Source organism: Thermofilum pendens Hrk 5 (assembly GCF_000015225.1).
Classification (GTDB): domain Archaea; phylum Thermoproteota; class Thermoprotei; order Thermofilales; family Thermofilaceae; genus Thermofilum; species Thermofilum pendens.
Genome location: NC_008698.1, coordinates 281,200 through 302,898, shown reverse-complemented (window position 1 = coordinate 302,898; position 21,699 = coordinate 281,200). Strand labels below are relative to the sequence as shown.

20 protein-coding genes are annotated in these 21,699 nt (G+C 54.5%); 12 read left to right on the top strand and 8 right to left on the bottom strand.

Annotated elements, in window-relative coordinates:
* Positions 1-3 precede the first annotated feature (3 nt).
* The 3 genes from TPEN_RS01700 to TPEN_RS01690 all read right to left on the bottom strand — a co-directional run bounded on the left by TPEN_RS01700 (position 4) and on the right by TPEN_RS01690 (position 1,906).
* Positions 4-849, bottom strand: a complete 846-nt coding sequence (locus TPEN_RS01700) for a metallophosphoesterase (RefSeq protein ID WP_011752008.1) — start codon at positions 847-849, stop codon at positions 4-6.
* Between the two features lie 98 nt (positions 850-947).
* Positions 948-1,196, bottom strand: coding sequence for a hypothetical protein (locus TPEN_RS01695; protein WP_011752007.1), 249 nt, complete (start codon positions 1,194-1,196; stop codon positions 948-950).
* A gap of 41 nt (positions 1,197-1,237) precedes the next feature.
* Positions 1,238-1,906, bottom strand: coding sequence for a VTT domain-containing protein (locus TPEN_RS01690; RefSeq protein ID WP_011752006.1), 669 nt, complete (start codon positions 1,904-1,906; stop codon positions 1,238-1,240).
* Between the two features lie 84 nt (positions 1,907-1,990).
* Between TPEN_RS01690 and TPEN_RS01685 the strand changes: the two genes are divergently transcribed.
* Together TPEN_RS01685 and pyk are read left to right on the top strand one after the other, a co-directional pair.
* Positions 1,991-5,149 (top strand): DEAD/DEAH box helicase, encoded by a 3,159-nt coding sequence (locus tag TPEN_RS01685; protein ID WP_011752005.1) that lies wholly within the window; start codon positions 1,991-1,993, stop codon positions 5,147-5,149.
* A 93-nt stretch (positions 5,150-5,242) separates the two neighbouring features.
* A complete protein-coding gene (gene pyk, locus TPEN_RS01680; RefSeq protein WP_011752004.1) occupies positions 5,243-6,637 on the top strand; it encodes a pyruvate kinase in 1,395 nt (464 codons plus the stop codon).
* A 24-nt stretch (positions 6,638-6,661) separates the two neighbouring features.
* Here the strand turns inward: pyk and TPEN_RS01675 are convergent, their stop codons facing one another.
* Both TPEN_RS01675 and TPEN_RS01670 read right to left on the bottom strand, forming a co-directional pair.
* Positions 6,662-7,354 (bottom strand): hypothetical protein, encoded by a 693-nt coding sequence (locus TPEN_RS01675; RefSeq protein WP_148677884.1) that lies wholly within the window; start codon positions 7,352-7,354, stop codon positions 6,662-6,664.
* Between the two features lie 63 nt (positions 7,355-7,417).
* Complete coding sequence (locus TPEN_RS01670) at positions 7,418-7,726, bottom strand: hypothetical protein (RefSeq protein WP_011752002.1); 309 nt, start codon at positions 7,724-7,726, stop codon at positions 7,418-7,420.
* Between the two features lie 140 nt (positions 7,727-7,866).
* Between TPEN_RS01670 and rpiA the strand changes: the two genes are divergently transcribed.
* The 4 genes from rpiA (at position 7,867) to TPEN_RS01650 (ending at position 12,572) form a co-directional block, all read left to right on the top strand.
* The gene (rpiA, locus tag TPEN_RS01665) at positions 7,867-8,559 is read left to right on the top strand and encodes a ribose 5-phosphate isomerase A (RefSeq protein ID WP_148677883.1); all 693 of its coding nucleotides are present in this window, start codon (positions 7,867-7,869) and stop codon (positions 8,557-8,559) included.
* 85 nt (positions 8,560-8,644) lie between these two features.
* Positions 8,645-9,412 (top strand): protein disulfide oxidoreductase, encoded by a 768-nt coding sequence (pdo, locus tag TPEN_RS01660; RefSeq protein WP_011752000.1) that lies wholly within the window; start codon positions 8,645-8,647, stop codon positions 9,410-9,412.
* 111 nt (positions 9,413-9,523) lie between these two features.
* On the top strand, positions 9,524-11,953 hold the full coding sequence (locus TPEN_RS01655) for a valine--tRNA ligase (protein WP_011751999.1): 2,430 nt from the start codon (positions 9,524-9,526) through the stop codon (positions 11,951-11,953).
* Between the two features lie 10 nt (positions 11,954-11,963).
* Complete coding sequence (locus TPEN_RS01650) at positions 11,964-12,572, top strand: ASCH domain-containing protein (RefSeq protein WP_011751998.1); 609 nt, start codon at positions 11,964-11,966, stop codon at positions 12,570-12,572.
* 80 nt (positions 12,573-12,652) lie between these two features.
* On the opposite strand, the gene TPEN_RS01645 is transcribed toward TPEN_RS01650, so the two are convergent.
* The gene (locus TPEN_RS01645) at positions 12,653-12,883 is read right to left on the bottom strand and encodes a hypothetical protein (RefSeq protein WP_011751997.1); all 231 of its coding nucleotides are present in this window, start codon (positions 12,881-12,883) and stop codon (positions 12,653-12,655) included.
* Positions 12,884-12,955: 72 nt separating this feature from the next.
* Between TPEN_RS01645 and TPEN_RS01640 the strand changes: the two genes are divergently transcribed.
* The 3 genes from TPEN_RS01640 (at position 12,956) to TPEN_RS01630 (ending at position 15,201) form a co-directional block, all read left to right on the top strand.
* Positions 12,956-14,413, top strand: coding sequence for a hypothetical protein (locus TPEN_RS01640; RefSeq protein WP_011751996.1), 1,458 nt, complete (start codon positions 12,956-12,958; stop codon positions 14,411-14,413).
* 191 nt (positions 14,414-14,604) lie between these two features.
* A complete protein-coding gene (locus tag TPEN_RS01635) occupies positions 14,605-14,859 on the top strand; it encodes a hypothetical protein (RefSeq protein ID WP_052885013.1) in 255 nt (84 codons plus the stop codon).
* Positions 14,860-14,943: 84 nt separating this feature from the next.
* Positions 14,944-15,201 (top strand): 50S ribosomal protein L35ae, encoded by a 258-nt coding sequence (locus TPEN_RS01630; protein WP_011751995.1) that lies wholly within the window; start codon positions 14,944-14,946, stop codon positions 15,199-15,201.
* 125 nt (positions 15,202-15,326) lie between these two features.
* Here the strand turns inward: TPEN_RS01630 and TPEN_RS09925 are convergent, their stop codons facing one another.
* The gene (locus TPEN_RS09925) at positions 15,327-15,479 is read right to left on the bottom strand and encodes a hypothetical protein (RefSeq protein ID WP_187146341.1); all 153 of its coding nucleotides are present in this window, start codon (positions 15,477-15,479) and stop codon (positions 15,327-15,329) included.
* 112 nt (positions 15,480-15,591) lie between these two features.
* Here TPEN_RS09925 and thiI point away from each other — a divergent pair, with 112 nt between their 5' ends.
* Positions 15,592-17,046 (top strand): tRNA uracil 4-sulfurtransferase ThiI, encoded by a 1,455-nt coding sequence (gene thiI, locus TPEN_RS01625; protein WP_011751994.1) that lies wholly within the window; start codon positions 15,592-15,594, stop codon positions 17,044-17,046.
* A gap of 9 nt (positions 17,047-17,055) precedes the next feature.
* On the opposite strand, the gene TPEN_RS01620 is transcribed toward thiI, so the two are convergent.
* Positions 17,056-18,306: a M28 family metallopeptidase gene (locus tag TPEN_RS01620; RefSeq protein ID WP_011751993.1), complete on the bottom strand. Its 1,251-nt coding sequence runs from the start codon at positions 18,304-18,306 to the stop codon at positions 17,056-17,058.
* A 56-nt stretch (positions 18,307-18,362) separates the two neighbouring features.
* On the opposite strand from TPEN_RS01620, the gene hypF reads away from it, so the two are divergent.
* A complete protein-coding gene (gene hypF, locus TPEN_RS01615; RefSeq protein ID WP_011751992.1) occupies positions 18,363-20,630 on the top strand; it encodes a carbamoyltransferase HypF in 2,268 nt (755 codons plus the stop codon).
* A gap of 131 nt (positions 20,631-20,761) precedes the next feature.
* Complete coding sequence (gene prs, locus TPEN_RS01610; RefSeq protein ID WP_052885012.1) at positions 20,762-21,649, top strand: ribose-phosphate diphosphokinase; 888 nt, start codon at positions 20,762-20,764, stop codon at positions 21,647-21,649.
* Positions 21,650-21,699 lie beyond the last annotated feature (50 nt).

Here is a 21,699-nt window from a genome sequence, read left to right as displayed (position 1 = left end):
ACATCAACGTTTTCCCTCATCCAGGCGAATACGTCTTCTTTCTTCCCCGTCGAGAAGCAAGGCGGTGGGAGTTATGCCGTAGTACCTGCAACTAAACACGGTCGCAACTCTTTCGCCAAAGAGGAACTTCACACCCTCCTGAACAGGCTCATGCCCGCGTACGAGGAGCTTCAACCCGTTTTCGTCTAAAAAGCGCCTCGCGACGTCCTCCCCGAAGAGGTAGATACCCTCACCTCTAGGGCTTGGCTCAAACCCGGTGATTCCCTCGTCTGGGTCGTTCCATAGTAGCTGGAAAGTTCTGGGGTCTGAGGGCTCCTGCTCTTTCTTGAGACTTTGGATTTCCTCGACCCGGGATAGCCCCTTGGGTATTCCTCCGTGAACAGCGAGAACCTCGCGGTTTACCAGGGCTCCGTAGCTCATCTGCGAGAATACTTCTTCGAAGAGATCGTACATACGCTCGCCGTACCTCGTAATTACGACGCGTAGAAACCCGTACACCATGTTCATAGACCTTGTCTCATGGTTCCCCCTGAGGAGAACGATCCTTTCACGGTTGTCCCGCTTCACTTGTAGGAGAAGAACTATGTTCTCAAGCTGGTAACGACCCCTGTCCACGTAGTCGCCGAGGAACACGTAGACATCTGCTGCCTCTCTAAACGCGTTGATTGTGCTCTCTACGTCGCCGTGCGTGTCTCCAACGAATAGAACCCTTTTCCCCTTTACCTCCACCAGAGGTGGATCAGAGGATAGAACCTTCTTGCTTTCCTCCAGCAACCTTTTCAGCTCTTCAGGAGTCAAGGAAAGCTTGTACTTTCTCCCAAGGATCTCGACATCTTCTGGGAGATTCACAACCTTATGCGCGAGGATTCCTCGGAAAAACCTTACTCAAGGGTGCCGACTTCGAGCTTCTCTAGTCCCTCCGCCTTCGCTTCTCGAAAAACTTTCCGCTAGAGGGGGTCTCCCCTGCAGAAAACGCGCCCGCGAACTCTCCTAACGAAGTTCTTACAGTTGTAGCACTGGAGGAAGGATACCTGACGCCCTAAAATCGGGCACTGGACGGCCTCTTTCTTCATCTCGGAGATCATTTTACGCGAGATTCTCGCATTTTTCAGGTCTTCTAGAAGTTTCTCGTCTACCTTCATCGGCTTTTCGAGCTTGATCACTTCGAGCTCGTACTTGTAGTCCTGGTGTGTCACAACGAAGCCACGTGTTGCTCTACATATAAGGTTTTTTCCGTTTAGCGCGCGCTCGTGCGGTACTTCATGTATTTCGAGAAACCTTCTCTGCGCAGGTCTTCCAGAAAGCCTCTCGCCCCCTTGCTTCCAAGATCGCTCAGTATGGCCTCCCAGTCTAGAAGGTAGATTAAAAGCATCACTACGACGAAGAGCGCTATTGAAGTGGCTAGGCTTTCGAGGAAGTTTTCCCCGGCTAGCTGGAAGACCGCTTTCCCCGCGAATGCCGTGGCTATGCTGATTATTATCTTGCCTGCCGTAACGGCTGCGAAGAACTTCAAGGGATGGTACCCCATCATTCCCAGCGGTATTATGATTGCATCGTCCGGCGATGGCGTTACAGCGAATAGGAATACCGCTATTGCTCCATAGTTACCGAGCATTTTCCCTATCTTCTCGAACCTTTCTCTCGACTCTTGGCTCATGAACAGGCGTGCCCCTCCCCGGCTGAACAGGTAAACGAGGAGCTTTCCAACGCCCGCTCCCACACCGCTCACCACGCCTACGAGGAACGGGTTAGAGCCGGGCACGTAGGCGGCGTAGAGGTAAACGGCTACTAGGTACGGTATGGGTATGAATGGGATGAGGTTTCCCAGGATGGATATGACGAATATGCCCAGGTAGCCCCCCACGCCTCTAGCTATGCTTAGCAGCCATGCCAGTAGCGGATGCATGTATCATCGGCTAGCTAGTGTACACGACGATATAAGCTTCACGTACAAAAGGGTTTAAGTGCCTAGCGTGTAGTCTTACCGGTAATGCTGAACTCAGAGGAGATATTGCAAAAGCTGGGCTACAGGTACTATGCGTTTAGAGAGCCCCCCTCGGAGCCCGAGACAGCGGACGTCAGCTTCGCGGACATATTGGGCGTTGAGAAAGCCTCGGGGAGGCTTGCAGCCTTGTTGGGCAGAAAGCTCTACAAGCACCAGGTAGAAGCCTTCAAGGCGTTAAGCGAAGGGAAGAACGTCGTTCTGAAAGCCGGTACGGGTAGCGGGAAAACAGAGGCATGGTTCCTGTACGTGGTGAAGAGTAAGAAGCGTGCCTTGGCAGTCTACCCTACGCTGGCACTAGCCTCTGACCAGCTGGCGAGGCTGAAGGACTACTCGCAGAGCCTGGGGGTAAGGGTCTCCCAGATAGATGCTACGTCGAAGTCCGAGATGTTCGAGAAGGGTTTAAAGTCCTCGGGCATAAGGTCTGCTCTCTCGGAGTCTGACATAGTGGTAACGAACCCCGCCTTCCTGTTGATGGACCTTAAACGCCTAGCTACAAAGCCGTCCACCTGTACTCTTTTCAGCTTTTTTCAGCAGTTGGATCTTCTCGTCCTAGACGAGATCGACTTCTACAGCCCCAGAGAGCTAGCCCTGCTTGTCTCGATTATGAAGATTCTCTCGGAGCTACGCCCTACCCTACAGTTCGCAGTCCTCACAGCCGGGCTTTCGAACCCCTCGGAGTTCTGCGACATCATGCGGGGAATGAACGGAAGGGAGTGCGCCGTGGTGGAGGGGAAACCTTTCAAGAGAGAAAACAGGTACATCCTCGTCCTCGGAAAGAACCTGGACAAACTCTGGGAATTCGCCAGGGAACACTACGAGGAGTTACTGAACGCCGGCGCGGGCGAGGACATCAGGAAGGCCCTAGAAGACTTCGACTACTTTCAGCGCAACCTCTACAAGGTGCTCGAAGCCCTGAGAGCTGTGGGTGTGGATCCTCCCTCGCCGAGCGTAGACCCCGTGGAGATACTGGAGAACTACCTCTACGACGACGGCGTCACGATAGTGTTCACGGGTAGCATTAACAAGGCGGAGGAGGTTTACCGAAAGCTCAGGCACAGAGTTGGAGAAGAGTTAGCGGGGCGCGTGGCTGTTCACCACCACCTCGTCGCTAAGTCGAAGAGGAGGGAGGTAGAGGAGAAGATAAGGGAGGGAGCCGTACGCGTAGTACTCTCGCCGAGAACGCTGAGCCAGGGTATTGACATAGGTAACGTTGTCCGCGTTGTTCACCTTGGGTTACCGGAGGAGGTTCGCGAATTCTACCAGAAGGAAGGCAGGAAGGGTAGACGGTTGGAGCAGGAGTTCACGGAGTCTGTAATCATACCGCACACGAGGTGGGACCGCGAGCTCCTATCGAGGGGCGTCGACCTTTTTGTGAAGTGGGTTAACGCGCCGCTAGAGGTAACGCTGGTAAACAAGGACAACAAGTACTCTCTACTCTTCTACTTGATCTTCAAGCTGAAATCGGGCAGAAGCCTCTCCAAGGAGGAGGCGGAGTTCCTGGAAGGGTTGGGGCTCCTTGAGAACGGGGAGCTGACCAAGAAGGGCGAACAAGCATGGTACTACATTAACTTCTACGAGTATGCACCCCCGTTCGGCGTCAAGAGGGTTTACAGGGACGAGTCCGGGGAGAAGTACCTTGAGGATGTATCGTTCTCTGACCTCGTGGAGAAGTTCCAGGTTGGCTGCTTCGACTATACCTCCGACGGGTTGGTTACCGGGATCCTGCTGGGTGGAAGCAGGGGGCGAGCAGTAAGGAGGATAGAGGTATCCCCTATAAGGGAGAGCGTGCTTTACGCGCACGACGCTATAGCTTATGCTCTGGAGGAGTACAAGAAGACGAAGCTCCAGTGGGGAGAAAAGCCCAGCCTCTACTCGGACTACATGAAGGGGAGCGTTCGATCGGAGGCGATAAGCAACGTTATACCGCCGACTGGAGGCTTTGGCATGTACATAAAGCTCCCGTACAAGGTGGTTTGGCACGTTGAAAGCGAACGAGGATCTCTGCTTAGCCTCTCCGGCAAGACGTTCATTTACCGCAGGAAGAGGACAATTGAGGTTCCGGGCTTCGTCGCCGGGAGGTACAGCGACTTCACGTACGGCGAGCTCTACGAGCTGAACCCCGGCGACGAGCTGAAGAACATAAGGCTCGGGGCTGCTTTCCTATCGGTCTTTCTGAGGGAACGCTACAACATGCCGCTACATACGTTTTCCTTCTCATTCTCGGCGCTGGGCGGCAGGAAAACAGTCGTAATATGGGAGGAGGAGTGCGCGGGCTTCATCGAGAAGATGGACTGGTTCAAGGTATACAGGGAGATAGACGACTACAAGCCTTCCGAGCTGGCAGAGATATACCTCCTACTGCGCGACGAAGAAGCTTACAGCGAGTGGCTTTCATTCTCGGGGGACTGGGAGGTAGCGAAGGCGTTCACCAAAAGGCTCCTCGAATACGTGTTGCAGAAGAGGAGGATTAAGGTTGTGTTTTATGGCGAAGAAATGTTTGTTCCGAAGCCTGGCAGGCATCTGAAGCTGGTAGCGCTGGACACACTGCTCGTACCCATCCGTGAGGGTGGAGAGGTGTCGAAAGCCTACGTAGGAATATTCGATGGAGATGAGTCCGCGGTCTCGGTTTTCACGAAGGAGTTCTACAAGGTAAGCGGTCCCGGAGACGAGTTGAACAACAAACTCATGAACTTAGTGAACGATGGCTTCAGAGTCCTCATTTACGATTTGGACAGAGTCCGCGGAGAACTGCACGCAGCGGGGTTAACCTACCATGCGGCCACCCTCGCCGGCCTACTCCAGCTGGGCGCAGTTATCGACGTGAAGAAAGTTGTCGAAGAGAAAACGGGTCTTCAGCTACCGTTATCCACGGCTAAACAGCTACTGAGTAAGGACGCGTTAAGCTCGCTAGGTATCGAAAAGACGGTAGACCTAGGAGATCTAGAACTAGAGCTAGCCGGTTTTTACTCGAGGCTAAGAACGCCTGGGAGGAGCCCAAAGCGGCTACCCTCCATGAAATTCCTCGACGAAGCCTCCAGGAGGTTCATCGACGAAAACGTTAGGGTCATCTACCTCTTATGGCTCATCTTCAACAGCCAGGCTGGTCAAAAAGCCTTAGAGAAAATGATGCAAGTACGCGAATAGGTGGAGCCAACGCGGGAAGGCTCTCCAAGCGCCTCGCCGTAGCGCAGAAACTCGCACGTAAAACCTTAATTTGGATGGACGCGTAGTGCTTTTATGGCAAAAGTCAAGCTAGTAGCGACGCTGGGTCCTTCGTCTTGGTCAGAGGAGACGATGAAGAGGATGGTCGCAGAGGGGGTCAACGCCTTCAGGCTGAACTTCTCCCACGTGGACTACGCCAGGTTCGAAGAGCTGGCCAAGCAAGTGAGAAGGTTGGAGACCCCTCTTAGGCCCTTGACCTTGATAGCTGACCTTCAGGGACCCGTCATCAGGCTTGGAGAGTTCGCCCCGTTTCAGGTCAGGCCTGGAGATAGGGTAACCTTTACACTTTCTAGTAAAACTGAGGAGAAGTACGCGGTACCTGTACCCAACGGTGTATTCTTTGAGATAGTCAGAGAAGGGGACGAAGTCCTCGTGGAGGGTGGAAGGCTAGCGTTCAGAATAGTGGACGCTGGACCTGAAAAAGCGGTTGGGGAAGCGTTGCTCGAGGGAGAGGTCAAACCCCGGAAAACTGTGACCGTCCGGGGAAAGGATATCCCGCTTCCCACGATAACCGAGAAAGACCTCAGAGACATCGAGTTCTCCGTAAAGGCGGGGTTCGACGCGATAGCTCTGAGCTTTGTAAGGAGCTCCAGCGATGTCCAGCGCCTGAGAGACATCCTGTTCGACTACGGCGCCGAGGACGTAAAGATAATCGCGAAGATAGAGACTAAAAGCGCCGTCGAAGACTTGGACTCTATCCTGCAGAAAAGCGACGCTGCTTTAGTCGCCCGCGGAGACCTAGCCAACTTCTACGGGTTGGAGGAGATCTACTCCATTCAGCGCTACATAATCTCGAGGGCCCGGAGATTCGGCAAGCCCAGCATCGTCGCTACCCAACTTCTCGAGTCGATGATCAGCAACCCGTTGCCTACAAGAAGCGAGGTTGTAGACGTTATCACGGCAGTCAGGATGGGTGCCGATGCCTTGCTACTAGCAGGCGAGACCGCAGCCGGGAAGTATCCCGTGGAGTCCGTTTACTGGTTGAGGAGGATAGTAGAGGAGGCTGAGAGAGAACCTTTGGAGGTCGAGGACGTGGCTCCAGATAAAAGCGATCTCTACGAGTCGATAGCGAAGGGAGTCGTCTCGCTCGCGGAGGTAATATCTGGGAAGATAATCGCCTTCAGCGAGAAAGGCAACACTGCGCGCCGCATCTCGAAGTTCAGGCCCAAAGCTGGGCTCATAGTGTTCACGAACGATCCGGCCACTGCCCGCTACGTCAACATGATCTACGGCGTAAGGGTAGTCTACGACCCGAGCCTCTCAAAAGCCGACCAGAACCTATTCTCGAAGATGCTGTCAAAAGCCCTGGAACATAACTTGGTGAACCTAGGAGACCTCGTGGTGTTTACCTCCGGGAGGAGGCGCGGCTCAACGGATCTAGTCTCCGTGGAGAGAGTGAAGAGCGAGTAACAGGCGTCTCTATCGCCTCAGAGCTTAGCAGATGCTCGGAGCTCTACCCTCGGATATGAAGGAGGATTCATCCTCTTCGAGTTCTGTTAGTATGTAGAGCTCCTCCTCCTTCGAAATAAAGGGAACGCCGCCCACAAGCGGGTAGACGTACGGGAGCACGACTTCGATCCCCTCCTTCAGGGAGAGAGACAAGCCCCGCTGGACAGGGATTTCATCTAGCCTCCTCCCGCGGGAGACCTCTAGGGCTACGTACGCGGCCCCGTCTATGGTGAACTGTCCGTCCCCGATATTCCTCGCGGCTCCAATTCTCATTTTACTCGTCAACTCCTCCCTCGTTCTGCGCCTAGGGGGGTGTGAGCCCATAATGCCGCCGATAACTACGGCCGTTTTACCGCGGAAATCCTCCGGGGATAGAGGCGTCGGCGCCGAGGGGTCCAGGATTATCACGGTGTCGTAGGTTTCCGCGAGGCGTAACTCTTCGGTTACGCTTTCATGTCTCACTTCTCCAAAAACCTTTTTGAGAACGTCTATCTCGCAGTCTCTCTTTACATTGAAAACGTGAATGCATTTGGGCTCTAAAACTGTCGCAATGTGTTTCAACTCTATGAACATCCACTTGCTTATAAATGGCTCTAGGACTTCTATGTAAACATCTACCCGGCAATTGCTCAGCGGGGTTCGACTCGTCATACCTTCAGCCCTTACAAGGCTCTTCATCGCTCAGAGAAACATTCAAGCGCTTAGGCTTAAAGGTAACGCAACAGGATCCGCTCAGACAACCTAAGCTTCTTCTTTTGCATGCGACACTTCTTCTAGCTCTGTTACGTAGTATTTTTCTCGCATGGTTGGGAGGCGTATTGAAAGCCAAGCTTTTATCTCCAAACCCACTTGTTTGTCAACAGTGATTTCGACCCGTTTACCGCCGAGAACATCCTCCTTTATGTTTACTTCAACGTTGTATCTTAGAAGTCGCCTCCTCAACTCCTTCTTGTACAGCTGGTAGGGAAAATTGAAGTATATCTTATCCTTGCCCTCCAGGATCAAGACCTCCTCCTCCATTAAAGGCCATCCGGGCACATCGTCAGGCATTGGAGATACACCGTACCTTTTTCTTCCTAGCAGAAATAAAACCCCAACATTCAAAATAAGAGCCGAAAATCTACGCTAGGCTTATCCTTCTCCCGCACGCGTCGCGTTTTCTTAATAAGGCTCAGGCGCTTTAGGCGTGCGTGACCGAGGATTCGCTCAGTATGAAGCTAAACGCCGCTAGGGAAGCTGCGCGCCACGTTCGTGACGGCATGGTCGTGGGGCTTGGGAGTGGGACTACAGTGAAGATCTTCATAGACGTACTCGCCGAGAGGGTAAGGCAGGAAAACCTTACAATTTTCTTTGTATCCTCATCCATCGATACAAGCCTCTACGCTGCCGGGAAAGGTCTACTCGAAGTACCGCTACACGAGTACACCCCAGAGGTAAGCTTCGACGGCGCCGACACCGTGCTACCGGATAGGTCCCTGATCAAGGGGGGAGGAGGGTGTCTTCTTAGAGAAAAGATCGTGGACTACTACTCCAAGGAGTATGTAGTAATTGTGGATGCGACAAAGGTCGCGGAGACCCCAAGGAACCTTAACGTTCCCGTAGAGGTCCATCCTCAGGCTTTCAAGAAGGTTATGGAGGAGTTAAGGAAGAGTTACGGCGCGGTGAACGTTACGCTTAGAACCTACGAAAAAGGGAAGCTAGGACCGGTGCTAACCGATAACGGGAACTTTATCCTCGATGCGCTTTTCGACGAACTTAAAGACCCGTTAAGGCTCGAGCTTTCCTTAAAGAGCGTCCCTGGACTAATAGAGACGGGAATATTCTCCGTCAAAAAACCATCAAAGATCATAGTGGGGTACCTGCACGGTGTGCAAGTGATATGATGCGAAGCGCTCCGCGAGACCGACACAATGCTGAGTAACACAAAAGCTTTAAAACAAGCGAAGACAACAGCGAGTGGTAAACTCTATGCCTGTTGAATACGATGAGGAACTCGTAAACGACTTGAGGCAGATGTTTCAGGCTCTCGAGAACCCAGTGAGCATCAAGTGGTTCGTGGACCCGGGCTCCGAGTGTGTTTACTGCGATGACACAGAGCAGATACTAAACCTTGTGCAACAGGTATCCGGTGGGAAAGTCCGCGTCACTAGGTATACGAGTAAAGACCCTGAGGCAAAGAAGTACAGCATAGACATGTTTCCGGCTATACTCATCCATGGTGTGGACGAGTGGAATGTGAGGTTCTTCGGTATACCGGCTGGCTACGAGTTCGGCGCGTTTGTTGAAGACATCATCGATGCGTCTACGGGTAGGGTTAACATTTCTCCGGAGATCAGGGAGATACTCTTGAAGTACGTGACTAAGCCTACCCGGATAATGATATTCGTGACACCCACTTGCCCCTATTGCCCGATAGCTGTCCGTGCCGCTCACAGGTTTGCCATGGTGAACAAGAACATCTACGGAGACATGATAGAGGCTCTAGAGTTCTCGGATTTAGCGGACAGGTATGGCGTGTACGCTGTCCCGAAGAACGTTATACAGGTAAACGGCGAGGATAAGAACGAGTTCGAAGGGGCGGCTCCCGACCCCTACTTCGTGGCGAAAATACTCGAAGCCTACGGAGTCGAGATACCCAGAAGTCTTCAGGAAGCGATAGCCGGGATAGAAGCCCAGTATACTGAGGAGACTTACGAAGACGAGGAACTACACCATCACCACCATCACCATCATTAACCTGTGCAACAGTGTCGCGTTCTTTATCTAAACATAGACATGCGCAAACTTTATTGCGCAATACAGTGGCTGGATTAGAAGCAGGATGGATCCTTAGTAGGTGCTGAGACAATGACTGTAGAGTTTCGCTTACCCAAGGAATACAACTTCAAGGCGGTGGAGGGTAAGTGGCAGAGATTCTGGGAGGAGAAGGGCATATACAGGTTTGACCGGAAGGACAGGAGTAGGCCTGTCTACGTCATAGATACGCCTCCCCCGTATCCCAGCGGAGACCTCCACGTGGGGAACGCGCTGAACTTTTCCTACATAGACTTCGTGGCAAGGTACAAGAGGATGAGAGGGTACAACGTGCTCTTCCCGCAGGGCTGGGATTGCCACGGGCTTCCAACGGAGGTTCGCGTGGAGAAGGCTGTCGGCAAGAGGAAGAGTGAAATGGATCCCAACGAGTTCCTGAGGCTTTGCCGCGAGTACACGTTGAAGTGGATAGAGAGTATGAAAGCCGCCCTTAAAGGCTTAGGCTTAAGCATCGACTGGTCTACGGAGTACAAAACTATGGACCCGGATTACTGGAGGAGAACACAACTGAGCTTCGTCCTAATGTACAACAAGGGGTTGATCTACAGGGGGGAGCACCCGGTCATATGGTGTCCACGTTGTGAAACGGCAATAGCCGAAGCTGAAGTGGAGTACGAAGAAAGGGATCGGCCGTTGTACTACTTCAAGTTTGGCGTTGAAGGAACAGGAGAAGAACTCGTAGTAGCATCCACGAGGCCCGAGTTGTTGGCTTCTTGCGTGGCCGTCGCCGTGAACCCATCCGATGAGAGGTACAAGCACCTCGTGGGAAAAAACGCTGTAGTGCCTATCTACGGTAGAAAGGTGCCCATAATAGCCGACGAAGCCGTGGATAAGGACTTCGGCACAGGCGCAGTCATGGTGTGCACGTACGGAGATAAGACGGACGTGAAGTGGCAGAAAAAGTACAACCTACCGGTGATCATCTCGATAACCGAGCAGGGAACAATGAACGACAACGCCGGACCCCTTAAGGGCTTAAAGGTGGAGGATGCCAGAAAGAAGATTGTCGAAATGTTGAAGGAAAACGGTTTGCTCGTGAAGGTTGAGAGCATAAGATCCACTGTCGGGACCTGTTGGCGGTGCCACACCCCCGTAGAGATAATACCCAAGAAGCAGTGGTTCGTACGCTCGACTGCGCTCAACGAAAAAGTTCTCGAAGAAGGGAGGAAGGTGAACTGGGTTCCAAGCTACATGTATAAAAGGCTCGAAAACTGGGTTCTGAGCCTGGACTGGGACTGGGTAATATCGAGACAAAGGCTCTTCGCGACCCCCATCCCCGTGTATTACTGCAAGGACTGTGGAGCCGAGCTAGTAGTTCCTCCAGAAAAGCTACCGATAGACCCTAGGTTCGACCCGCCACCATTCGAGAAGTGTCCAAAGTGCGGTTCAAAGAACATAGTGCCGGAGAGAGACGTTATGGACACGTGGATGGATTCGAGCATAACTGCCGCGGTGCACGCCGGCTGGCCTGACAACTTCGACGAAAGGCTTTTCCCCGCCGACCTTCAGCCAAACGGCTACGACATTATAAGAACGTGGGACTACTACCTGATATTGCGAGGCGTAGCTCTCTTCGGACGTTCACAGTTCAAAACAGCCCTAATCAACGGGATGGTGAGAGGCACAGATGGGAGGATGATGCATAAGAGCTACGGGAACTATGTTGCCGTGCAGGAGGTTCTCGAGAAGTACGGTGCAGACAGCTTCAGGCTTTGGGTTGCCCTCGCAGCCGCTACAGGGCAAGACGTCAGGTTCTCCTGGGACGGCGTCGACTACGCGCACAGGTTCCTAGTTAAGGTGTGGAATCTCGCGAGGCTTGCAAGCCCGTTTATAGAGGACGTGAGAGAAGTCCCCCTCGGCAACCTCTCGCATGCTGACCACTGGATACTGCGCGAGCTCGCTTCAACGGTGACTCGCGTAACGCAAGCCCTTGAAAACTACAACTTTCAGGAAGCCTCTCAGGCTCTCGTAGACTTCACTTGGCACAAGCTCGCCGACCACTACGTCGAGGCTGTGAAGCACAGACTTAGCAGGAGCGACGAAGCCGCGAAGTACACGCTGTACGTAGTACTCATTAAGACGTTGCAGATGCTCTCGGTCTTCGCGCCCCACATCTCCGAGGAGATCTACGTCGACGTTTTGAAGAAGGCTGGAGGCTGGGAGAGCATAACGGTGTCCCCATGGCCGGAGCCGCCGGCCTACGACGAGGAGAAGGCCAGGGTAGGAGACATACTGATAGCGGTTCTGGCGGAGGGTAGGCGCGCCAAGCACGACGCTAGGATACCGCTTAACAAGGAAGTAAGCGCGGTGTACTTGTACTCGGAGAAGTACTCAGAGGAGCTGAAAGCAGTTGTGGACGACGTAGCGGGCACCCTGCGCGCCAAGAAGGTAGAGGTCGTAAGGGGAGAGCCCGCGGGCAGAAAGGTACCCGAGTACCCGGAGATTTCGATACAGATTTCGCCGTAAAAAGCTCGCTATGCGGGAGAAGCACCTGCTGTTCTCTAGGCAGTACCTCGAAAAGCTTCTCTCAAACGAGAAGACGACAACGATCAGGGTAAAGCGCCCCCGCCTCAAACCCGGAGACGAGGTGCTTGTACACTGTGGAGGTAGAGTTCTGGGACGCGCGAAGATAACGTACATCTATAAGAAGAAGCTCAGGGACTTGACGCTTGACGAAGCGGTCAGAGACGGCTTTGGAAGCCTTGAAGAACTGATACGCAACCTGAAGCGGCACTATCCAAGACTTTCCGCGGACAGCTACGTCTACGTGATAAATTTCAGCTGGGTAGAAAGGTTCGAAGAACCGCCCAGCGACGTGGACGTCTCGTGGCCGTACGCGGCCTCCTTTAGAGAAGTAGCAGAGAAAGCGCTGAACACCCTAGAGCTCGACGAGTTCGAGAGAAACGTCCTGAAGCTGGTAGTAAGCGAGGGGTCCATTCGAAAAGCGGCCTACGCTCTGGGCGGCTTGAACCAGCGTTTCATTGTACGCGACGTGTTGAGGAGAGTCGCCCAGAGGCTAGAAGAGATGGGAGTTCTTGCCCGCGTGAATACAAGCGCGCGCTCTCCGCTGGACACAGGGTCATAAGCCTGGCGGTTCTGAAAGCTATACCGCACTCTCGCGTGCTCCCGCGTTTACAAACCAGGGAAAAAGGAGAAAAAGAGTTTTTACGCTAGCCCAAGCCCCCTAAGCTCTTCGACGTCCTCCTCAAGCTCTCTCGCTAGCTCCTCGTCTTCCTCGACCCTCGCTGGGGCGCTTCCCACGGAGGCTAGAAACTCTTCGATTGCGTCCAAAGCCTCTACTAGGCGCGCCTCGTACAGCTCGTCGCCCTTAAGAGTGCTCGCCAGAAGACGCGAAAGCGCGCCTATCGTTCGCACGATATCCCTCGGGTCACTCATCAACCACCACTGACCCCTGATGCCGCGCCCTCGCAGGGCGCCCCCTCCACCATTTAAGGACGGGTGATAAGTATGGTTGGAGAGAACGTGATGGGGGATGAAGAGGTTGAGAGAAAGGTTAGAGAGGAGACGTGGAGGAGGGCGGCTCTAAGCCTCTACGCCACCAGGACAGAGGATAAGAGGAAAGCCAGGGGCGGGAGGAAGGGCAGGGTACACTACCGCGGCCTCTTCGACACGGTGTCTACGATTAACTGGGACTTTACGCGCTTCGTGGCGCACGCGCTGACAGTCGTGCCGGACGACGTCTACCCGAGGTTCGGCAAGCTGTTTGACTACGATTTGAGGCAGTACCTCTTGCTAGGCGATGACAACAGGCCGAGGGAGGGAAGCGCGGTCGTAGAGCTACGCGATAGGCTACAGGCAATCGTCGATGCAACAGAAGACGGTCTTAGAGCCGAGAAGAAGGGTAAAGTCTGGCATGTATACATACCTAGAGAGAACTGGCACGTCATCGCACACAAGCCTACATATGACTGGATCGTACACGTCCCATTGGAGGGCTTCTGGACAGAGACTAGTTTCCCGGAGGTTCTCGCGAGGACATCGCCAGACGTGCTTAGAAGCCTGCAGAGAGGGTGGATCCTGACGGATGTGACACCCCCTCATGGGCGCTACAGCGACATAAAATTCGGTACTACCCAGAGCTGGCAACTTCCAAGCACGCTCGCAACCTTTCCAAGCGACCACGTTGACATAGGTGTCACGGCGGGCATTCTCGGTAGCACCGGGCTGAGCATTAAGTGGGAAGTGAGCATCCACGGCTACGCTGATGAGCTAGGCTGGGCTTCAGGACTTGTAGGCGCTACGAAGCGAGCAGAGTTCCGTGCACTCGTCGAGAGGTGCAAGGAGCTCAACGGCGACTCGGTGGCACTGGCGACCGCTTTCCTAGGGGACGGCGAGCTTGAATTCTTCCTAAGGCTTCGATGGCTCTACTTTAAGGTTGGACAGGAGCACATCTACTTGCCGGCGGAGAGCGCTATAGCTAATGCCCGCGCCGCGGTTGAGCGTGCATGGGAGTACGTAGCATTCGTAGGCAAGGTCACTAGGTGCGCGAAGATTCGGCACTGGCTCTACGTTGCCTACGGAGCGCCAGGCAGGAGGGGTAGGAAGCCCGGGCAGAATGGTCAGCGTCTCGATCTTTATGCACCGGTGGCAGGGGCGTTGCTTAACCTCGTGCTCATAGGGCATGGCGACTACGCCCGTATCTACGCTAGGATGCCTGTCGATGGCGCGCCGCCAGGCTGGTACGAGAGAGTAGTAGAGGAGGGTTGGGTCGTAAGAGTCGTAAGGAACGCCGGTATGCTCTACTACCAGGTTCCCCAGGACTCTCTTTTCGAGCACGCGGCGGAAGATGCAACGCTCTGGGAGGCGCTATACCGCTTCGCAGCCGCAAAGGCGCAGGCTAAGCCAGCCGCGAAGAAGCTAGTCGAAGAACTGCTGAAGATACGCCTAGCTGGGGCACAAGAATAAAAGGGGTAAGACCGGCAGGGAAAGGCGCCCGGCCCCCTCCCCCGAGCGCTTGGCAGATACGGGCGGGGGCTGTCTTCGCGAAGCTCCTCTCTCAAGTCTCCGTGCTCGCCCCATCAACCAAGGTGAAGTACCTGTTCTACACGCACCAGGATCGGAGGCAATAATATATAGCCGTTTTTAGGGTTTTGCTTGTGAAGGCTCCCAAGGAAAAGTCCGAGGACGAGTGCATATCCGCGTGTATGGATTTCGTCGATGAGTGTTCAAGGCGTTGTCAGGAGGCAGCCGCGGATTGTCTCGAAGAGTGCGCAGAGGCTCAAGGAGCCTTCTCCGAGCAATGCGAGTCTATCTGCGAGGACAGCAAAGCGGTCTGCGAGTCCATCTGCAACGATTTATCGGACAGATGCCCCGAGATATGCTCCGGGTCGCGCATAGCTCAGAGAAAATAGAGGGGATGCTCCGCTCCGAGTATTCCCGCGCGTGAGCTTTATATAGCCTGTGACGTATCTTCTCGTATGCGCGGGTGATCGCGCATGGAAGGATGGATAGTATCCTTCCGGCGCGGAATGAACAAGTACTACCCGCGGCAGGTAATACTGTCTCTAGATGGTGTGACGTATAAAGATGCGGTCAAAGTAATAGGAAGAAAAGTTCTCTGGGTACACCCCGAAACAGGCGAAAAATTCGTGGGTAAGATTGTGAGGATGCACGGGAGGAGGGGGCACGTTTTAGCGTACTTTAAGAGGCACTTGCCAGGCCAAGCCGTTGGTACAAAGGTGAAGATAGTCTGAGACTCAGTAGCGACGGCCTTCCTCATGCTTTTCAGTTCGGGTTCAAGTCGTCATTGTCAGAGTAATGGCTTTTCGTGCACACTTTAGCTTTTCGCTGAGCCCCGGTCTTCTCCGCGCGTTCAACCTCACGCGCGGGCAGGGGCCACTATCTTCCTGAGTTGTCTCCTCGTTCTCCAATTGTGGTACTCGATTGCGACAATGACTATCAAGAGGATGAAGAGGGCTGTGCCGAGCAGTAGTAGCACGAAGTCAAGGGTGCCTAACACTATCTCGGACATACATCGTTCTTACCCCTTCCACGTTAAAAAACGTGATGCTCGCGGCTTTACATGCTGTATGCAAAGCATTGAATAAATATCGCGTACGACTTTTCAGCAGAGGTGTGAGGAGATGGAGGGGCTTCGAGAAGTCTTTGTGGTGCGGCTGGGAGAGATCACAGTGAAGAGTAAGAAGTCCAGGGAGCGTTTCGAAAAGAGGTTGCTGGAGAATATCCGCGACGCGCTTAGCTCCTCCGGTGTGAGCGGAGAAGTGAGGAGGGAGTACGGGAGGATCTACGTTTACGCGCCGAGTAGCTTCGCCGGTGTTCTAAGGAGGGTGTTCGGGATAACGTCCTTCTCGATGGCTCTTGAGTACGAGTTCAAGGCTTTGGACGATATCGCGAGCACGGTTTACAACCTTTACTGCGATAAGCTGAAAGGTAAAACCTTCGCGGTAAGAGCCAGGAGGACTGGAGACCACCCCTTTACTTCGATGGACGTTGCGAGAAAGGTTGGCGAGAAGCTTTACCCCTGCTCGAGCGGCGTCGATCTGTCGAACCCAGAGGTTCAGGTTTTCATAGAGGTTAGAGGGAGCAGGGCCTACTTCTACACCGACGTCGTAAGGGGGTATGGAGGCCTCCCCGTGGGTAGTGAAGGTAAAGTACTAGCGTTGATATCCGGTGGCTACGACTCTGCGGTAGCCGCGTGGTACATGCTCAAGAGAGGCGCGGAGGTACACTACCTGTACTGCAACATGGCGGGGGACCTAACCAAGAGCCTTGTACTCTCCGTTGCGAAGAAGCTGGCAGATTCCTGGAGCTACGGCTATAAACCGAGGCTCTACGTCGCCGACTTCTCCCCGTTGCTTAGAGAGCTTAGGGCGAAAGTCGCCCCTGAGCTTTTCGGGGTAGTTCTAAAAAGGTACATGTACAGGGTTGCAGAGGCGATTGCAGGTAGGATCGGGGCGATAGGGATAGTCACAGGGGAGAGCCTTGGACAGGTCTCCTCTCAGACACTCGAAAACCTCTACGTAGCCTCCCAAGCCACCTCCATGCCCATTTACAGGCCCCTCATAGGCTTCGACAAGGAGGAGATAATCTCCAAGTCCAAGGAGATAGGGACCTACGAGGAGAGCTCGAAGGTAAAGGAAGTCTGTGGAGTGTTCTCCGTGCATCCCAAGACGAGGTCCAGGCTGGAAGAGGTAGAAAGAGAGGAGAGCAAACTAGACCCGGCGATCCTGGGGAGGGTTCTATCCACGGTGGAGGAGATAGACCTTCGCTCAGCGACGCCGAGCCCCCTCATAGAGGTAGACGTGGATGCCCCGCCCGAGGGGAGCATTATAGTCGACGTGCGCCCGAAGGAGAAGTACGAAGAGGGGCACATACCGGGGAGTCTCCACATAGAGTTTACCGAGCTACCCCTCTTCCTCGAAAGGCTCGATAAGAGCAAGACCTACGTCTTTGTATGCGACGAGGGAGGGTTAAGCCGCGAAGCCGCATACATGCTGAGAAAAGCCGGGTTTAACGCGTGGAGCCTAAAGGGAGGATTAAGGAGGTTCTCACGCCTCGCTCGGGAGAGCTCCGGGTAGTGCTGCACGCTAGCCGTCAACCCCCAGTCTCTTGGCGAAGTATTCCTCGGCCTTCTTCTTTATCTCTTCGGGTATTTCGCGCTCAAACGGTATTTCTTCGGCGGACAGCAGTTCCGTGACCAGGTGGAGCGCGTAGTGCCCTATCACCTTGAAGGCCAACGGGTGTAGGTGCTCCGGGGAGTCGCTCTCTGTGTGTATGTCTGCCCCGCTACCGCTGGATCTATAGAGGTTAACGGCGGGGATGCCGTGCTTTACGAAGGAAGTACCATCGCTGCTCATGATATCCTCGGATATGCTCAGGTTCACGCCTAGCTTCTTAGCGTGTATCTCGGCGAAGTACCTAAGGCTCTTAGGTCCACTGATGACGGCGGCGCTGCTTCCAAGGGCTCCGCCGTGTACGTCGAGGTTGACCACCACTTTGATCTTTTTCTTCTCCTCTTCGTTCAACGAGCCGACGTGAAAGAGGGAGCCGCGTAGCCCGAGCTCCTCCGCCGCGAAGAACGCGAAACGCACAGTTCTCTTAGGCTTGAAGCCTGCGAGAGCTTTAGCTAGTGCAAGGAGCAACGCTGTGCCACCGGCGTTATCCGTCGCCCCAGGGACCCCCATCACGCTGTCGTAGTGCGCCGTAAGGTAGACTATTTCGTCTGGGTACTTGTACCCCTTGACCTCGGCTATAATGTTGTACGTGTCCACGTCCCTGTAGACTTGTGTCAGTTTTAGCCTAGCTCTCCTCGCTGTCAGCATCCTCACCGCGTCCCGGTACTTCACGTAGACGCTGGGAAGAGAGCCTATCTTCTCCCTCCACTCGTAAGGAACGGCGACCCTGCTCAGCCCCCTGTAAGGAGTACTCTCGGCTATTACGAGTCCACCAGCCTTCTTCACAAGTCTCTGCCAGCCCTCCTTCGAGGGTCTCTGAACGACTATTCCTATCCAGCCGTCCTCCTCCGGTATGAGCACCGGGTCCGTGTTCTCCAGGTATACGAGTTCCCCCTCAACGCCCTCAGCGGGGGTCTCCCCGCTGAATCCCAGCGCGGACGCCTCTACCCTTCCGAGATACGGCTCTGTTATCACGAGTTCCGACTCGACGACCTCGTATGTCTTCGTGGAGAATTTCTCTAGGCTCACGCTGTACCCATGCTTCTCGAGCTCCTCCTTGATAGCCTCCCTGGCTGTCCTCTCTCCCTCCGTTCCCGTGAAGCGGGGCCTCTCGGAGATGAGAACTGCCATTCTATACGCGTACTCGTAGTCCAGGCTTTGCACGGTTTTTCGAGAGGATCGAAAAGGATATCAGCTTTGCTTTTCCTAGAAGAGGGAGAATGCGTGCTTGGAGGATACGCGTAACGGGCGTAGTTCAGGGCGTCGGCTTCCGGCCCCACGTTTACAGACTGGCGAAGAAGTACGGTCTCAGGGGGTACGTGCAAAACCTGGGAGGCTCGGAGGTCGAGATCTGGGTAGAGGGCGAGGAAACCCTTCTGAGGAGTTTTCTCGAAGATTTAAAGCTGAAGACCCCCCGCTCTGCCGAGCTGGACGAGGTCGTAGTTGAAGAAGTGGAGCCCTCGGGCTTCAGCGACTTCGCCATTCTGAGAAGCGGGACAAATATAACCAAGGTATCCATGATCCCCCCAGACTTCGGTATCTGCGACGACTGTCTCCGAGAAGTCCTCGATCCATCCTCGAGGTGGTACAGGTACCCCTTCCACAGCTGTGCCTGGTGCGGTCCCAGGTTCTCGGTGATAGAGAGGATACCCTACGATAGGGAGAACACCTCTATGCGGCACTTCCCACTATGTCCTGACTGCCTAGAGGAGTACGGCGACCCGGGGAATATCAGGAGGTTCCATATTCAAGGGATCTCGTGCCCGAACTGCGGGCCCCAGGTATACCTCGTGGACGGCAGGGGGTCTCCCGTAAACGTGAAGGACCCCATAGTTGAGGCCGCGCGGCTGATAGACGAGGGAAGCATAGTGGCCGTAAAGGGGATAGGGGGTTTTCACCTGGCGTGCCTGGCGACGGACGACGACGTGTTGAGGAGGCTGAGGGACCGTAAGAAGAGGCCCAGGAAGCCTTTCGCGGTGATGGCGCTAGACCTCAAGGTTGCAGAGAGGATAGCAGTGCTCGACGAGAATGCGAAGAGCATACTCTCGAGCCCCGCTAGGCCTATACTAATCCTTCCCCGGGTTCCCGGCTCTCTTTCGGAGCTTGTAGCCCCGGGTCTTAGAACGGTAGGGGTTATGCTGGCTTACAGCGCGTTGCACTACTTGTTGCTCTCGGCTACGCGCGACAAGTACCTGGTCATGACTAGTGGGAACGAGAGCGGGGAGCCGATAATAAAGGACAACGAGGAGGCTCTGCGTAAGCTGTCGGGGATAGCCGACTACTTCCTAATGCATAACAGGAGAATAGTAAACAGGGTCGACGACAGCGTTGTTCGATTCACGGACGGCGAAACCGTTCTGATACGTAGGAGCCGCGGCTACGCTCCCAAGTGGCTCCCACTTCCCAGGCCCGTCCGAGTGCCGGCTCTCTCCACGGGAGCCTTCCTAATGAACACCGGTAGCATCGCGGTAGAGAAATACGTTATCACGACGCAACACATAGGGGACCTCGAAAACCTGGAGACTTACAACTTTCTAATCGAAGCGCTGGAGTTCTTGAAGAGAACGTACGGGGTGTCGGACTGCGATGCAGTTCCGATAGTGGACAAGCATCCCTACTACCTATCAAGGAGGGTGGCGGAGGAGCTTAGCGCGAAGTGCTCGAGAGAACTCGTAGAGGTTCAACACCACGTAGCCCACGTGGCGGCGGCGATGCTCGAAGCGTGGGAGGAGGACGCAGTAGGGATAGCCATAGACGGTGTCGGGTACGGGGACGACGGCCAGGCGTGGGGTGGGGAGGTGCTCCGAGTAGGCAGAGAGGGCTACGAGCGGCTAGGACACCTAGACTACGTACCGCTACCAGGGGGCGACAGGGCTACCTACTACCCTGCCCGAATACTGGTCGGCGTCGCAGGGGAAGTATTCGGTTGCGAAGAGGCGGCAAAAATCGCGGAGGCTAACGGCCTGGAGAACCTCCTTCCCGGAGGACGCCAGGAGCTCTTACTAACCTTAAAGCAGCTCGGCTCTGCGCCTAAAGCTTCGAGCGCTGGGAGGTTTCTAGACGCCGTCGCGGCGGCATTGAAGGTTTCCTGGGAGAGAAGCTACGAGGGTGAACCGGCGATAACGCTCGAAGAGTACAGCTGGGGCGGCTCTCTAATCGGCGACTCTTTACTTGAACGCGAAGAGGGAGTCGTCCTTACAAAGGACTTTCTAGCAAGACTTCTAACCGGAGAGGTGAAGGGACACCCGAGAGACCTCGCCTATACCGTTCAGTTCCTGCTAGGCAGAAGGCTCGCGGAGATAGCCTTGGAGAGCGGGGCGCGCAAAGTATACGTTGCGGGAGGCTCCGCTGTAAACACCGTAATAATCAAGGGAATAAAGTCCGTTCTCGGAGGCGAGAACGTGTATATCCCAAGAAAGCTCCCCCCGGGAGACAACGGGATATCCGCGGGGCAGATCTACTACGCCTACCTCGTAGACTACGTTTAGCACGCGTTATTGCACGACGTTGGCAGAAGCTAAGCCGTGTGTGCAGGGGGAATTTTCTGAGAAGCATACCCTGCCTTCACTCGTGCGCGCAGGCTGATAACTTTAAGTTCTCAAAAATTCCTTATCTTAGCGTGACGGTATACTCACTGGAAAGCTCGAACGGTATTGCCGCACAGGTAGCGAGAGGCTTGGGGGACGAGCTAGTCTTCGTTGAGAAAAAGGTGTTTCCCGACGGAGAAATCTACGTAAGGGTGCCCTCGAAGCCTAGCGGAGTAGCCATAGTCGTCTCGTCGACACACCCCCCGCAGGAAAGGAGGCTTCTAGAGTTGCTGTTAACCGTTGAAGCTCTCTCCAGCTACGCTCAGGGTAGCGTCATAGCGGTAGTACCGTACCTGGCGTACGCGAGACAGGATAAACGCTTCCTAGAAGGGGAACCCATCAGCATAAAGGTTGTCTTAAAGGCTCTCGAAGCCGCGGGAGCCTCCGGTCTCTTAGCGGTGGACGTTCACCAGCCCAGAGTTTTGTCGGAATGGCTTTCTATCCCATCTAAGAACGTGTTACCTTTCGAGGACATAGCTGGGTACCTGTACGGCAAGGTTAAAAACGCGGTCGTACTGGCTCCGGACATGGGTGCTCTTGAGAGGGCGCGGAGGGTTGCCGAGCTTATAGGCGCGGATTTCGACTACCTGGTTAAGGAGAGGGACAGGGTTACGGGGGAAGTGCGTGTCCAGCCGAAAAGCCTGGAAGTGAACGGAAGAGACGTTGTCATCGTAGACGATATTATAAGCACGGGGAAAACCATAGCGCTGGCAGCTAAAAGCGCGTTAGCGCAGGGTGCCAGCTCTGTTACAGCTGTGTGTACACATGCGGTAATGGTTCAGGGAGCGTTAGACTTGCTCTACTACTCGGGTGTACGGGAGGTTGTAGCCACCGATACCGTTCCCTCACCGGTCTCGAAGATTTCCGTAGCACCCTCTGTGGTTAGAGGACTAAGAGAGCTGCTAGAGGATATGATCTGATTCTGATAGAGAGTAATGTGTGACATAGCTTTTTATTACCCGGAGACCTT

Coding starts and splice junctions, on each gene's coding strand:
- thiI (WP_011751994.1), top strand. CDS start 15,592: ATGGAGGGGCTTCGAGAAGTCTTTGTGGTGCGGCTGGGAGAGATCACA.
- pyk (WP_011752004.1), top strand. CDS start 5,243: ATGGCAAAAGTCAAGCTAGTAGCGACGCTGGGTCCTTCGTCTTGGTCA.
- TPEN_RS01630 (WP_011751995.1), top strand. CDS start 14,944: ATGGAAGGATGGATAGTATCCTTCCGGCGCGGAATGAACAAGTACTAC.
- TPEN_RS01645 (WP_011751997.1), bottom strand. CDS start 12,883: ATGAGTGACCCGAGGGATATCGTGCGAACGATAGGCGCGCTTTCGCGT.
- TPEN_RS01690 (WP_011752006.1), bottom strand. CDS start 1,906: ATGCATCCGCTACTGGCATGGCTGCTAAGCATAGCTAGAGGCGTGGGG.
- TPEN_RS01655 (WP_011751999.1), top strand. CDS start 9,524: ATGACTGTAGAGTTTCGCTTACCCAAGGAATACAACTTCAAGGCGGTG.
- hypF (WP_011751992.1), top strand. CDS start 18,363: ATGCGTGCTTGGAGGATACGCGTAACGGGCGTAGTTCAGGGCGTCGGC.
- TPEN_RS01640 (WP_011751996.1), top strand. CDS start 12,956: ATGGTTGGAGAGAACGTGATGGGGGATGAAGAGGTTGAGAGAAAGGTT.
- TPEN_RS09925 (WP_187146341.1), bottom strand. CDS start 15,479: ATGTCCGAGATAGTGTTAGGCACCCTTGACTTCGTGCTACTACTGCTC.
- TPEN_RS01670 (WP_011752002.1), bottom strand. CDS start 7,726: ATGCCTGACGATGTGCCCGGATGGCCTTTAATGGAGGAGGAGGTCTTG.
- TPEN_RS01650 (WP_011751998.1), top strand. CDS start 11,964: ATGCGGGAGAAGCACCTGCTGTTCTCTAGGCAGTACCTCGAAAAGCTT.
- TPEN_RS01675 (WP_148677884.1), bottom strand. CDS start 7,354: ATGAAGAGCCTTGTAAGGGCTGAAGGTATGACGAGTCGAACCCCGCTG.
- pdo (WP_011752000.1), top strand. CDS start 8,645: ATGCCTGTTGAATACGATGAGGAACTCGTAAACGACTTGAGGCAGATG.
- TPEN_RS01685 (WP_011752005.1), top strand. CDS start 1,991: ATGCTGAACTCAGAGGAGATATTGCAAAAGCTGGGCTACAGGTACTAT.